10 protein-coding genes are annotated in these 14,437 nt (G+C 38.4%); 8 read left to right on the top strand and 2 right to left on the bottom strand.

Going from position 1 to position 14,437, the window contains the following annotated elements; all coding sequences use genetic code 11:
* Window positions 1–186 precede the first annotated feature (186 nt).
* The 3 genes from AC1PU0_RS11210 to AC1PU0_RS11200 all read left to right on the top strand — a co-directional run bounded on the left by AC1PU0_RS11210 (window position 187) and on the right by AC1PU0_RS11200 (window position 8,498).
* On the top strand, window positions 187–780 hold the full coding sequence (locus tag AC1PU0_RS11210; protein WP_206848141.1) for a YcxB family protein: 594 nt from the start codon (window positions 187–189) through the stop codon (window positions 778–780).
* 355 nt (window positions 781–1,135) lie between these two features.
* Window positions 1,136–1,510: a hypothetical protein gene (locus AC1PU0_RS11205; RefSeq protein WP_206848142.1), complete on the top strand. Its 375-nt coding sequence runs from the start codon at window positions 1,136–1,138 to the stop codon at window positions 1,508–1,510.
* Between the two features lie 298 nt (window positions 1,511–1,808).
* Window positions 1,809–8,498: an isopeptide-forming domain-containing fimbrial protein gene (locus AC1PU0_RS11200; protein ID WP_206848143.1), complete on the top strand. Its 6,690-nt coding sequence runs from the start codon at window positions 1,809–1,811 to the stop codon at window positions 8,496–8,498.
* Window positions 8,499–8,910: 412 nt separating this feature from the next.
* Here AC1PU0_RS11200 and AC1PU0_RS11195 read toward each other — a convergent pair whose 3' ends face one another.
* A complete protein-coding gene (locus AC1PU0_RS11195) occupies window positions 8,911–9,939 on the bottom strand; it encodes a lactonase family protein (RefSeq protein ID WP_111247335.1) in 1,029 nt (342 codons plus the stop codon).
* Between the two features lie 191 nt (window positions 9,940–10,130).
* Here AC1PU0_RS11195 and clpX point away from each other — a divergent pair, with 191 nt between their 5' ends.
* Together clpX and yihA are read left to right on the top strand one after the other, a co-directional pair.
* Window positions 10,131–11,384, top strand: a complete 1,254-nt coding sequence (gene clpX, locus AC1PU0_RS11190) for an ATP-dependent Clp protease ATP-binding subunit ClpX (RefSeq protein ID WP_069655557.1) — start codon at window positions 10,131–10,133, stop codon at window positions 11,382–11,384.
* A gap of 153 nt (window positions 11,385–11,537) precedes the next feature.
* Window positions 11,538–12,119 carry a ribosome biogenesis GTP-binding protein YihA/YsxC gene (gene yihA / locus AC1PU0_RS11185; protein ID WP_069655558.1) on the top strand — a complete coding sequence of 194 codons (582 nt, stop codon included), beginning with the start codon at window positions 11,538–11,540 and terminating at the stop codon, window positions 12,117–12,119.
* Window positions 12,120–12,165: 46 nt separating this feature from the next.
* Here the strand turns inward: yihA and AC1PU0_RS11180 are convergent, their stop codons facing one another.
* Window positions 12,166–12,315 (bottom strand): SPJ_0845 family protein, encoded by a 150-nt coding sequence (locus tag AC1PU0_RS11180; RefSeq protein WP_167351544.1) that lies wholly within the window; start codon window positions 12,313–12,315, stop codon window positions 12,166–12,168.
* A gap of 270 nt (window positions 12,316–12,585) precedes the next feature.
* Between AC1PU0_RS11180 and yidD the strand changes: the two genes are divergently transcribed.
* The 3 genes from yidD to AC1PU0_RS11165 all read left to right on the top strand — a co-directional run bounded on the left by yidD (window position 12,586) and on the right by AC1PU0_RS11165 (window position 14,429).
* Window positions 12,586–12,876 carry a membrane protein insertion efficiency factor YidD gene (yidD, locus tag AC1PU0_RS11175; protein WP_069655559.1) on the top strand — a complete coding sequence of 97 codons (291 nt, stop codon included), beginning with the start codon at window positions 12,586–12,588 and terminating at the stop codon, window positions 12,874–12,876.
* A gap of 19 nt (window positions 12,877–12,895) precedes the next feature.
* Window positions 12,896–13,792 carry an ROK family protein gene (locus AC1PU0_RS11170; RefSeq protein ID WP_479998332.1) on the top strand — a complete coding sequence of 299 codons (897 nt, stop codon included), beginning with the start codon at window positions 12,896–12,898 and terminating at the stop codon, window positions 13,790–13,792.
* A gap of 187 nt (window positions 13,793–13,979) precedes the next feature.
* On the top strand, window positions 13,980–14,429 hold the full coding sequence (locus AC1PU0_RS11165) for a DUF1307 domain-containing protein (RefSeq protein WP_206848145.1): 450 nt from the start codon (window positions 13,980–13,982) through the stop codon (window positions 14,427–14,429).
* Window positions 14,430–14,437: the final 8 nt, after the last annotated feature.

Below are 14,437 nucleotides of genomic sequence, written 5' to 3'. Positions count from 1 at the left end.
GATTTGGATTGTTAATTTAGTATTCAATTCATAATATTTTTTTATATTGTATTGAAAAGACTTAAAATTTTATTTAGTAAAAAAAGTAATATTAAAAGGACTTTAAAAATCCTGGCAATGTTACTTTTTTCTTTCACTTTATTATATTTTCTGATACTATACTAATAAGAAAAGAGGTGTACTTTATTGACATTTGAATATAAATTGTCAAAAGATGACTATTGCAAAGCAATCAAAATATTTACGAGAAGATTTACAAAAAATGGTAAAAAAATTATTTATATGAGCTATTTTGCCGCGTTATTTTTAATACTAACATCATTATTTATGTTAAGTTCAATAGGAATTCAATATCTCAAATTCAAGCAAAATTATTCAGACTCTGTTGTTAGTAAAGCTTTGGAGATATTATTTTCTGAGCATTATACTTATTTCATAATCATTTTAGTGTATGTAGTATTAGGAGTTTTTTTCTTATATATTGCAACCACGTTTCCTGACTTAAAAACTAAGAAATGGGCAAATAATCCAGATAATTCACAAGCTTTTGTTTCAAGGGAAGTATCATTTACCGATTTAGGACTAACTTCTAAGTATGTTGTCGAGCCTATAAATGAAAAGATATGGAAGTGGTCTGATTTCCAAGATGTACATGAAACAAGTGATTACTTATTGTTTGAATTATCAAATAAGGAGGTATTCATACTACCTAAATCATTATTGGATCACAAGGATTTAGAAAAACTAATAGAAATGATTAAGACGCAGCTAAGTTCGTAAGAGCTCTATAAATGATTAATAAGGTATAATGAAAATTCAATTTACCTGAAGCTAATACAATTAGCTTGTTAGCGTTAATTTTGTGTGGAAATTAATAATAGTTTATAATAATCATAGGATTAGTGTCCGACTTTAAAAGCACGAGAAGTCTCTTGAGAAAAATCATGAGGCTTTTTCGTTAGGAAAAAAGTTCAATAAGGTATAGGCAATTGTTCATTATGTGAACGCTGCTATAGTAATGATTAAGAATGCCGAATAAAGTTGTTCAAATAAATAAAATAAAATGGCGTAATCGATGTTTTAAAAGATGATGTTTGATAGATTAATCTTAACTTAATGAAAAGGAGAGATTACTATGTCAAACAGAAGAAAAAAAGAAACTACATGCAAAGAGCTAGTCGTTGTTATGACAACAAATGCGATGAAATTTCCAGAGGTTCAAGCCTTTTGGAAACCCTGTCGGAAGCTGGATACCTATGCAATGCTATTTTGTATGGATGAAGAAGATTTAATTGCCTCTTGTATGAAAGCAAATCCTCGAGGATCAGTTTGTATTTTTAATTTAGAAACAAAGCATGTTCTCCTGTTAAAAGGAATATTTTCTCAAGTGAAAGTGACTAAACTGCAATTAAAAGATTGCTATGTACAGTATGAAGAAATAAAACAAAGAATCAACCCAATACTGTTTGAATTTCAGACGTTAACAAAAGAAGAATTAGAAATTTACTAATTCGATTTTTAAAGAGAAAAGTTCTTTCTAAAGAGCTTTTCTTTTTATCGTTAAGAATACCAAAAACATTCGTTTTAGGTATAAGTATATCTTAAAAAAATTATAAAAGTAAAATCTCTCTGTTTAGAGGTTTTTATATTAAAGCGATAATACCTAAACTTATACCTAAAACTATACACCTATAACCACCCAAAAAAGCCCGAACTCCAGCTATGAGAAAAAACTAATAGTTCAGCCCGATATTTTTGAATTATTTATTTAGCCATACTATAGTAAAAGTATAGGAGGTAAGATATAAATGAATAAAGTGCACAGAATTTCCCTGAATTATTTAGCTGTTTTGATGTTGGTGATTGCCAACTTGTTACCCGCCGCCAGTGTGTTTGCCGAAGGATTGACCAAACCAGATGAAAATACATTCGACTCAGAATCCTTATACATCAAAGCAGACACCAAGAAAAATGAAACCGACAACAAATTAATCGACGTAAACTACGAAGTAACCAACAAAAGCGATCAACCAATCGATCACGTAGTCCTAAAACAAAAGAACCAAAATGACTCACCAGTAAAATTCGACGCAGCAACCCTAAAAAGCGACGACCAATTGGTGGCGCCTGACGATCAAACGATCCAGTTTGATCAAACAGAAAATCAAGATGAGGGGACAGAACTAACCATCACCACGATCCAACCTCATACCACAAAACATCTGACAATAAGTGCCGAGCAAACAGATGAATCAATCCATCAGCTTGCTGTTGAAATAAATCAGGCAGACGAAAAAGTAGGGGAAATCACCCTAACACTGCCAAAGAACGAACAAGAAACGAGCAGTACATCAATACAAGAAAAAGAAGCTGACACAGAAGTAGCAGAATCTCAATCAGAAGAGCCAACAACTGCTGCACCAGAAGACTCAGCAGCAACGACCTCAAAAGAAAACAATCAAGCCGCACCGAGAGCCCAAGCCATCGGACCAAGAATTGCGCCAACGCCAGGCCGTGGCTTTGATAAACCAATTTATAAAAGCATCCACAAAGGAGAATTATTTTCTACAGGAAATACCAACTTAACCCCTGTAAACGAAGCGACAGCGAGCGCTTTTTTGAATACTAGAGCGCCACTTAGTGGTCAAGCAATTAATAATTTTCAGTTGAAATTTGCGGATGTCGATGGCGATCCAACGACCTATAACTCAAGTAAAGCCTACATCGATTTAGATGGTGCCAAAGAAGTCGCATGGGCAGGCTTATTTTGGAGTGCATCCCGTTTTAAAGGCCCAGCTACAGCGACGAATATGACCGATGATGAAATCAGCGCCCCTGTTCAATTAACCACGCCAAATGGAACAGTAACCCGTGTTGCCCCACAAAAATATCATCGAATTGACCAAGATGCTACTAATCCTGGGCAAGGTTTTGGGTTTAATAATACGGGCTTTTCTAACTTTGCCGATGTGACCTCGATCCTTCAAGGGGATAAAAGTGCGACTGGTGCATACACATTAGCAGATATTCCGATGACCGATTTCCTACAAGGCAAATTTCAAAGTTTCAACTTTAGTGGTTGGAGTTTATTTATCGTGACAAAAGACCAAGCCAAACGATCCCGTGCCTTCAATGTCTATTATGGCGCTAGAGGGAACAAAGCTGGAACCAACAATGAATTTGTCATGAAAGACTTTTTAACCTCTAAACAAGGAAAATTAAACCCAATCGTGACGTGGTTTACCGTTCAAGGCGATAAATTTTTCACAGGTGACAATGCTCAAATCCAAAATAGTGCAGGCGCTTGGGTCAATATCACCAATACAATCAACCCAGTCGGTAATGTCATGAACGGAACCGTTTCAGATAACGATCAACACATGGTGGATAAATATCCGGGTCAATTTAATCCTGGCTTTCCCAACTTTTTAGATATCGATGTCGATCGTTTGACCTTACCAGAAGGGATTATCACTAACAGTCAGAAACAAATCAACTTTAAAACAACCAGTAGCGGAGATGATTACTCAACCAATGCGATTGGATTTTCAATCAATGCGGAAACACCCGAACTTGAAGTCACCAAAGAAATTATAAATCCAAAAGAAACGTATAAAATCGGGGATACCGTAACCTATCGTGTCCATCTCAAAAATACCAAAGAAAACACAGAAGCGGTCAACAGTCTTTCTAAAGACCAATTAGATAGCCGTTTAGATTATGTACCCGACAGCTTATCCATCGTAAGTGGTCCAAATGCTGGCAATAAAACAGATGCCACAGGCGATGACCAAGGTGAATACACAGCAGCCGATCGTGCAATCACGTTTCGTGTAGGAGAGGGCGCCAACGGCACACAAGGCGGTAGCTACAAAGGAACGACCGCGGAAACAGTCTATGAATTTCAAGCAAAAATCAATGATACAGCCAAAGCAGAAGAACTGATTCCAAATAGTGCTACATTCCAAGGCGTAGATTCTGCCACAAATACAATGATCGATAATACATCCAATATCGTAGAGGTAAAAATCGCCCCAGAAGAACTGGTCGGCAAACTAGAAAGCTCAAAAACAGTCAACAATCAATCGCCAAAAATCGGCGACGAAATAGAATACACGATTCAATTTAAAAACACCGTACCAAAGGGTATTTTAAATCAAGTGACCGTGACCGATACTTTACCAAAAGGCTTAACGTATATTGAAGACAGCGTTACAAGTGCAGGACCTGATCCCAAACCAACCGCATTAACGGTTGTCAATGGCCAAGTAACCGCTGAATACCCAAAAATCGCCGACACAGAAACACGCACTATTTCCTTTAAAGTTCGTGTCAATGAAGAAGCAGTAGTCGGACAACCGATCATCAACAAAGCCAAAATCGATGATCACACGAATCCACCCGATGAACCAGAAGTCCCAGTCACACCAGTAGAAACACCCGGAGAATTAGAAAGTACCAAATCCGTCAACAATCAATCACCAAAAATTGGGGACGAAGTCGAATATCGTTTGTCTTTCCGTAATAAAATTCCGAATGGTGTCTTAAATCAAGTCACAGTGACGGATAATTTACCAAAAGGCATGACCTATGTAGAAGGCAGCTTAACCAGCGAAGGCGCTGATCCGCAACCGACAAGTCTAACCATGACTGACGGAAAAGTCGTTGCAGAGTACCCAAAAATTCAAGATACAACAGTACGAACCATTGTCTTTAAAGTCAAAGTCAATGAAGAAGCTATTGTTGGACAAAAAATCGTAAACAAGATAACTGTAGATGACCATGTCAATCCGCCCGATGAACCAGAAATTCCAGTCACACCTGTTGAAACACCTGGTCGCTTAGACGTCACCAAATCCGTCAATGATCAAGCACCAAAAATTGATGATGAGGTTGAATACCGCATTACCTTCCGAAACAAAATCACGAACGGTATTTTAAACCAAGTTACCGTAACGGATACTTTGCCAAAAGGCGTAACCTATGTAGAAGGTAGCTTGACCAGTGAAGGAGACGATCCAAAGCCAACAAGCTTAACCATGGAAAATGGTCAATTGACTGCTGAATACGGTATGATCAATGACACTAAAGTCCGTTCGATCATTTTCAAAGTCAAGGTCAACGATGAAGCAAAAATTGGCGAAGCAATCGTCAATAAAGCGAAAATCGATGATCACACCAATCCGCCAGATGAACCAGAAGTGCCAATCGTGCCAGTCATCACACCAGGCGAGTTGGAAAGTAGCAAATCAGTGAATAATCAAGCACCGAAAATCGGTGACGAAATCGAGTATCGCATCACATTCCGTAATAAAATCACAAACGGTGTCCTAAACCAAGTCACCGTGACCGACACCTTACCAAAAGGCTTAACCTATGTAGACGGAAGTTTGACCAGTGAAGGCGCTGATCCACAGCCAACAAGTTTAACCATGGAAAATGGCAAACTAGTCGCTGAATATCCTGAAATCAAGGATACAACCATACGAACGATTAGTTTCAAAGTCACCGTAAATGCGGAAGCGGTAGTCGGACAACCGATCGTCAATAAAGCGAAAATTGATGATCATACCAATCCGCCTGACGAACCAGAAGTGCCCGTCACACCCGTTGTAACACCGGGACAATTAGACGTAACGAAATCAGTCAATCATCAAGCACCAAAAATTGGAGATGAAATCGAATATCGTATTAGTTTCCGTAACAAAGTCACAAATGGTGTAATTGATCAAGTCACTGTGACCGACACCTTACCAAAAGGGCTGACCTATGTAGAAGGTAGCCTAACCAGTGAAGGCGCTGATCCGATGCCAACAAGCTTGATCATGGAAAATGGCAAAATGACCGCTGAATACCCAAAAATCGACGACAATACCGTCCGCTCTGTTGTGTTCAAAGTCCGCGTGAACGAAGAAGCGGTAGTCGGACAACCAATCGTCAATCAAGCGATCATCGATGATCACACCAATCCACCAGATGAACCAGAAGTGCCCGTCACACCAGTCGAAACGCCCGGTGAATTAGAAAGTACTAAATCGGTAAATAACCAATCACCAAAAATCGGGGATGAAGTGGAATATCGCTTGTCTTTCCGTAATAAAATGACCAATGGCGTCTTAAACCAAGTCACAGTTACCGACAATTTACCAAAAGGCATGACCTATGTAGAAGGCAGCTTAACTAGCGAAGGTGCTGATCCGCAGCCAACAAGTTTAACGATGGCGAATGGTAAAGTCATTGCGGAATACCCAAAAATCCAAGACACAACAGTACGTACGATTGTCTTTAAAGTCAAAGTCAACGAAGAAGCCATCGTCGGGCAAAAAATCGTGAATAAAATCACCTTAGATGATCATGTCAATCCGCCCGATGAGCCTGAAATCCCAGTTGTCCCAGTCGAAACACCTGGACAATTGGACGTGACAAAATCAGTAAATGATCAAGCACCAAAAATCGGGGATGAGATCGAATACCGCATTACCTTCCGCAACAACCTTACAAATGGTGTCATAAACCAAGTCACCGTGACCGACACGCTACCAAAAGGCGTAACGTACGAAGAAGGCAGTGTAACAAGCGAAGGCGATGATCCCAAACCGACAAGTTTAACGGTGGAAAATGGCAAACTAGTCGCTGAATACCCAAAAATCAGTGACAACAAAACCCGTTCGATAGTCTTTAAAGTCAAAGTAAACGAAGAAGCAAAAGTCGGTGAACCAATCGTAAACAAAGCCAAAATCGACGATCATACGAATCCACCGAACGAACCAGAAGTACCAGTCACACCAGTAGAAACACCGGGCGAACTAGAAAGTACGAAAACGGTGAACAATCAATCACCGAAAATCGGGGATGAAATCGAATATCGAATTCATTTCAACAATAAAATCCCTAATGGTGTTTTAAACCAAGTTACGGTCACAGATACTCTACCAAAAGGAGTAACGTACGTAGAAGGCAGCTTGACCAGTGAAGGCGCTGATCCCAAACCAACAAGCTTAACCATGAAAAACGGTCAGTTGGTCGCAGAATACCCGAAAATCACCGACACTAACATTCGTTCGATCGTATTCAAAGTGACCGTCAACGAAGAAGCCGTTATCGGACAGCCGATCATCAATAAAGCCAAAATCGATGACCACACAAATCCGCCAGATGAACCAGAAGTCCCAGTGACACCAGTAGAAACCCCTGGCGAATTAGAAAGTACGAAAACAGTTAATAACCAAGCACCAAAAATCGGGGATGAAATCGAATATCGAATCAATTTCAATAATAAAATAGCAAAAGGTGTTTTAAACCAAGTCACCGTCACCGATGTGTTACCAAAAGGCGTAACATATGTGGAAGGTAGTTTAACCAGTGAGGGCGATGATCCCAAACCGACAAGCTTAACGATGACAAATGGCAAACTAGTCGCAGAATACCCAAAAATCAGCGATACCAAAACACGTTCCATCGTGTTCAAAGTGACGGTCAACGAAGAAGCCGTAGTTGGACAACCAATCATCAACAAAGCCAAAATCGATGACCACACAAATCCACCCGATGAGCCAGAAGTCCCCGTGACACCAGCGGAAACACCGGGGGAATTAGAAAGTACGAAAACAGTCAATAACCAAGCACCAAAAATCGGTGAAGAAATCGAATACCGTATCACGTTCCGCAACAAAATCACTAATGGTATCTTAAACCAAGTCACCGTCACGGATACCCTACCAAAAGGCGTGACCTATGTAGAAAACAGTGTGAAAAGTGAGGGCGATGAGCCAAAACCGACAAGCTTAACGGTAAAAGACGGCAAACTAGTCGCAGAATACCCAACAATCAGCGATACCAAAACCCGTTCCATCGTGTTCAAAGTGACGGTCAACGAAGAAGCAGTAGTTGGCCAACCCATCATCAATAAAGCGAAAATCGATGATCACACGAACCCACCAGACGAACCCGAAGTACCCGTAACACCAGAACAACCTGTAGGAAAACTAGAAAGCGTGAAAACAGTCAATAAAAAGACCGTTAAAATCGGTGAAGAAATCGAATACCGCATCAGTTTCCGCAATACAGTAAAAAATGGTGTCTTGAGCCAAGTCACAGTCACAGACAATTTACCAAAAGGGTTGACCTATGTAGAAAACAGCGTGAAAAGTGAAGGGGACGAACCAAAACCAACAAGCTTAACGGTAAAAGATGGAAAAGTAATCGCTGAATACCCAACAATCAGCGACACGAAACCCCGTTCTATAGTGTTTAGAGTCAAAATCAATAAAGAAGCCGCTATAGGAAAACAAATCAAAAACATAGCGATCGTTGACGACCACATCAATCCACCAGATAAACCCGAAGTACCAGTCGTGCCAGAAAAAGAAGTTCCGAAAAAACCAGATCTTCCAAAGGCAGGAGAAGCATTATCGAATGCCGCGGTATTTATTGGGTTGGCAATGTTAGCAACGGTAATCTTGGCAAATGTGGAGCAGAAGAAAAAGGATAGAAAATGACAGTACAAATAAAATAAGAATAGAAAGCAGGAAAAACGTATAATTAAGTTTTTCCTGCTTTTTTCTTTGAAAGAGTAGTAGTTTTAGATCGTAATCAACTATTCTAGATGAGGATGAATCTGCGGAACGAAACTCTTTTTAGTACAATTTATAGAAACTAAATTTCAATCCTAATTCTTTATTTATAATTTTATTTTTCTTAATAGTCTGAACAAAAAATACTTTAATCGTTTTATGTTCAATTTATTAAACCAGTGGTTGAGAGCCTATTATCTGTGTCTCAACTACTGACACTATATAGTGAGTAAAATGAGCAGCGAAACTATTCAGGAGTCAAAAGTAGAAGGTAGAAAATACGAGCATAAAAAAAGTAGCATAAAACGATGAAGTTTTACGCTACTTTTTTATATTTCTATTTAAAATAAACACACACACACTCAGGTGCATAAACATCTTTTTGGATCATTTCTAAAAGACCAGTTTCTTCATCACGGCGATAAAGCGTTACGTTATCTGTATTTTGATTCGCTGCAACCACAAATTTTTCTGTAGGATCTAAATCAAAGTCCCTTGGAATTTCGCCTTCGGTGGAAATCAATTGCACACGCTCTACCTTGCGTCCCTCTTCAGAAGTAGCAAAAACGGCAATTGAATCGTGTCCACGATTTGAGGCATAGACAAAACGACCATCTTCTGAAATACGAATCGCAGCACCGCCGTTAAATTCATTAAAACCATCAGGTAAAGTCGACACTTTTTGAATTTGTTCAAAGGAACCGTCTGCAGCATTATAAGCCAAAACAGTCACCGTACTATCTAATTCACCAAACAAATAAGCGACTTGATTATTCGGATGGAAAACCAAATGACGGGGGCCTGTTCCAGGTTCTGCAACATATTGAGCTACCTCAGATAATGTACCTTCCTCACTAACATCATACGTATACACACGATCCGTACCAAGATCACAAACAGCCAAACGGCGATCAGGAGTTAAATCCGTATAATGAACATGAGCATTGTCTTGGTTTTCATGGGGACCAGTCGCTTCATCATGTACGATTTTATCTGTATCCTCTAATTGTCCATCTGCTAAAATGCGATAAACATGAACAATACCTTGATGATAATTTGCACCAAAAACAAGTTGTTTTTCTTCATCAATCGCTACATAACATGGAGGAGCGCCAGCTTCGGTTACTTTATTTAGCAACTCAAAGTGTCCGTCGTTGTTTTTGTACGCTGCCATGCCCCCTTCACCATCAACAGAAGTAACATTGAATAGGTCCCCTTTTTGATCTGTAGCCAAGTATGTCGGGCTCGTTTCTTCTACTAATAAAGTTGCATTTGAAAGAGTTTCTTTCTCAGTATCTAATGTGATTTGGTAAATTCCTTTACTATCTCTACGTGTATAAGTCCCTAATAAAATTTGTTCAAGCATGAAATTCCCTCCAGTTTTTTACTGTTAATTGAAACGTAACAGCAATTGATTTTTCTTCTTTTAGTATACCATAAGAATTCATTTATTTATCAAATCTTTATAAATCCAATGTTCGCATTTTCACTTGATTTATGCTATTATATTTTAAGACTGTAACGACAGTCATTTTTAATTTTAGAGGGGTGACACGCATGTACGATAACACAAATAGCAACAATGGTGCAGTTCGCTGTTCATTTTGTGGTAAAACACAAGAAGAAGTGAAAAAAATCGTTGCAGGACCAGGTGTCTATATTTGTAATGAATGTATCGACTTATGTAAAGAGATTATTGATGAAGAATTTTACGACGAAGCCGTACGTGAACTAACGGATGTCCCAAAACCCCAAGAAATTTTGGAAGTCTTAAACGAATATGTAATTGGACAAGATCAGGCAAAACGCTCACTAGCAGTGGCTGTCTATAATCACTATAAACGTGTAAATCAATCAGAAAATTCAAGCTCTGAAGAAGTGGAACTACAAAAGAGCAATATTTGTTTAATTGGCCCAACGGGTTCTGGGAAAACATTTTTAGCCCAAACATTGGCTAGAACATTGAATGTACCATTTGCAATTGCAGACGCGACTAGTTTAACTGAAGCAGGATATGTGGGAGAAGATGTAGAGAATATTCTCTTAAAACTATTACAATCTGCTGATTTTAACGTAGAACGTGCTGAAAAAGGAATCATCTACATTGATGAGATCGACAAAATTGCCCGTAAGAGCGAAAATGTATCGATCACAAGAGATGTATCAGGCGAAGGTGTACAACAAGCATTGCTTAAAATCTTGGAAGGAACAGTTGCTAGCGTACCACCGCAAGGCGGACGCAAACACCCGCATCAAGAATTTATCCAAATCGACACCACTAATGTCCTGTTTATTGTCGGCGGAGCTTTTGACGGTATCGAGAATATGGTCAAAAATCGCCTAGGCGAAAAAACAATCGGTTTTGGGACTCAAAACAGCAAACTGAACGAAGACGAAAGCGTTATGCAACAAATCATTCCAGAAGATCTTTTGAAATTTGGATTGATTCCTGAGTTTATTGGACGCTTACCAGTGACTGCTGCGTTAGAGAAGTTGACAACGGATGATTTGGTTCGTATTTTGACAGAACCAAAAAATGCATTAGTCAAACAATATCAAAAACTATTATCGTTAGATGATACAGAATTAGAATTTGAGCCAGAAGCATTACGTGCGATCGCGAATAAAGCAATTGAACGAAATACAGGAGCTCGTGGCTTACGCTCGATCATCGAAGAAATCATGATGGATGTCATGTTTGACGTACCATCAGATGATTCGATCGAAAAAGTCATTATTACAGAAATGGCTGTTGATGGCACTGGTAAACCAGCAATTGTTTATAATAAAAAAGACAAAAAAGCTGGTTAATTTTAAAAGACTAAAAAGTAGAGATGCGTCTCTACTTTTTTACTGATTTTATAAAACAAGGTATTTAGTTTTACGAGCTAGTCACTAGCTTCTAGTTGGATAGTGATCTTAGGAAAAAGTTCGTTCAGCTTTTACACTTAGGAGGTTAGTAAAATGAATGTTCATAATGCAGAAATTATCATCAGTGCTGTCTCCCCAAAACAATATCCAGAAACAGAACTCCCAGAAATTGCTTTAGCGGGTCGTTCCAATGTTGGTAAATCATCTTTCATCAACACACTGATCAATCGAAAAAATCTAGCTAGAACTTCTGGAAAACCAGGGAAGACTCAAACGCTGAATTTTTATTTGATTGAAGAGGCGTTGCATTTCGTCGATGTTCCAGGATATGGGTATGCGAAAGTGTCGAAAACGGAACGAGCGAAATGGGGCGAGATGATCGAAACGTATATGACGACAAGAGAACAATTGAAAGCCGTTGTTTCTTTAGTTGATTTACGTCATGCGCCGACACAGGAAGATATTCAAATGTATGAGTTTTTAAAATACTATGAGATTCCAGTAATTGTTGTAGCAACCAAAAAAGATAAAATCCCTCGCGGAAAATGGAACAAGCATGAGAGTGTTATCAAAAAAGCCCTAAACTTTGATAAATCTGATGATTTCATTCTTTTTTCTTCACAAACAAAAGAAGGAAAAGAAGAAGCATGGCAAGCCATTGAAAAGTATTTATAAAAAAAGCATTGACCTCTCCAAATTTTGGGAGACGTCAACGCTTTTTTTATTGTTCTTTTTTCTTTTGTTCTGTTTGTTCAGCTTTAGCTGCTTGTTTTTCTAATTCTTCTTTTGGCATTTCGACTTTTTTTGGATCTACTGCAAAAGAATCGAATAATTTATCTAAATCATTTGTACGTTCAAATTTTAAGCCCATCGTTTCGTTGCTCCATTTCGTTTTAGATTGAATGCAGCCGAATCAAACAATATATACCAGCAGTGTATACTTATTGAGGATAAGAAACAAGACTGGATGTTACTGTTGTCTCTGCCTTTTCTCTAGTTTAGCATCCTTTTAGAAATTTGAATAGTTTTCTTTTTCAACCGTTGCAAATTTTTATAAAAATAGTTTTACCTTCAATTTGTAAACTTGCATTCGATTACAAAACAAGGTATAGTTTTTTCGGATAGAGAAAAGAGGGACGAAATGGCAGGGAATATTTTTATCGGAATGGTTCGTGGCTATCAGCGCTTTATTTCTCCAGGGCTTCCAGCTAGTTGCCGCTATCACCCGACTTGTTCACAATACATGATCGATGCTATTCAGACGCATGGTAGTATTAAGGGAATTACCATGGGGACAGCGAGATTTTTACGATGTCATCCACTGACTAAAGGTGGAATCGACTATGTACCGTTGAAGTTTAGTTTAAAAAGAAATCCGGACCAGGAATATCACGGTCCCTACAATTATAGAAGAGACAAAAAGAATAAATAAATGAAGGTGGGGTTACGGGATGGCAATTTTGGCATTTGACTTTGGCGGTTCAGCAGTAAAATATGGGATTTGGAACGGCCAAGAAATAACGGACAAAGGAAACTTTACAACACCTAAAACATGGGATGAAATGAAAGCGTCATTATTCGCTATTTATAACGAGATCAATCAGACAATTGAAGGGGTAGCTATTAGTGCACCTGGTGTAGTAGATGTTGAAAAACAAATGATCAACGGAATTTCGGCAATTCCTTATATTCATAGATTCAATATTTATAATGAATTGGAAGCGTTATTTAAGTTGCCAGTCTCAATCGAAAACGATGCGAATTGTGCAGGAATGGCAGAAATATACGAAGGTGCTGCGAAAGGGAAACAAGAAGTGGCGTTTGTTGTGATTGGAACGGGTATTGGTGGGGCGATTTTTCATAAAGGAGAAATTGTGAAAGGTGCTCATCTTTACGGTGGTGAATTTGGATTAATGTACCTAAGTGGTGGTGAGACCTTTAGTAAACTAGGGACTGCTGTTCAAATGGCTTGGCGTTATTGCGAACGCAAGGGTGTAGAGAAAGAGACGTACACTGGGGAAGATGTGTTTGCTTTGGCAGAGTCTGGGGATAAATTGGCGATAGAAGAAGTGAATAATTTTTATGAGTATGTGACACAAGGATTGTTTAGTATTCAATTTTCCCTTGATCCAGAGATGATTGTTTTAGGCGGAGGTGTCTCAGCTAAAAAAGGCTTACTAGAGGAAATCAATCGTCGAATGAAAGAAAAACTAGCGCATTTTGAACTAAATGATTTTATCCCGCAAATCGTAACGTGTCAATACAAAAATGATGCAAATCTGATCGGAGCTCGAGCTAATTTTATAGCAATTCAAAAAAATAGAGAAGAAACGATGGGGACAGACTGATGTTTTCTACTAGAATTTAAAATCGACTATCAGGCTAAAATGAATGTGAAAAAAGGTGAATCAGGCACGAGGCAGTAAAACTGAATTGGTTTTACTGCTCTTTTTTTGTTCTCCTTAGTTAATAATAAAAGACTTATTATTAGTTATTTGTTACAATGAGTATAATGATAAGAAAGAAGGAGATAGAATGAAACGAAATAGTTTGGGGATTGTCGGGATAATTGCGTTAATTTCCCTCTCTGCTTGCGCAGTACAAGAACAGACCGCAACCTTTGTTCTAAAACAAGAAGACGAACAGGTAAAAGTTCAAAATATTCACAAGAAAGATGCGTTATTAAAGCAAAAAAGTATAACAACGATTCAGTACAAAACAATGGGCATATCAACTAAAACAAAAGCAAAGAAGCTATTAGAGCCTAGTGAAAAATTGTACGCCAATAAAAAGGGAATTCACTATACGATTGATTTTACTGAAAAAGCAGCTGTAGAAACCATTGAAGTGGACTTGAAAGAAGTATCAACGAAAGATGCCAAGGAAATCTCGCTTATCTCGTTGCCAAATGAATCATTTGCTAGTGCAAGTGAAGAGGCAAATGAAGCGCAACTTATAAAGTTAGGGTTTAAAAAAGAAAAATAGAAAAGGAG

This window comes from Enterococcus sp. XAF26B05_ASV22 (assembly GCF_056727285.1).
This window is presented reverse-complemented; position numbering and strand designations above follow the sequence as displayed.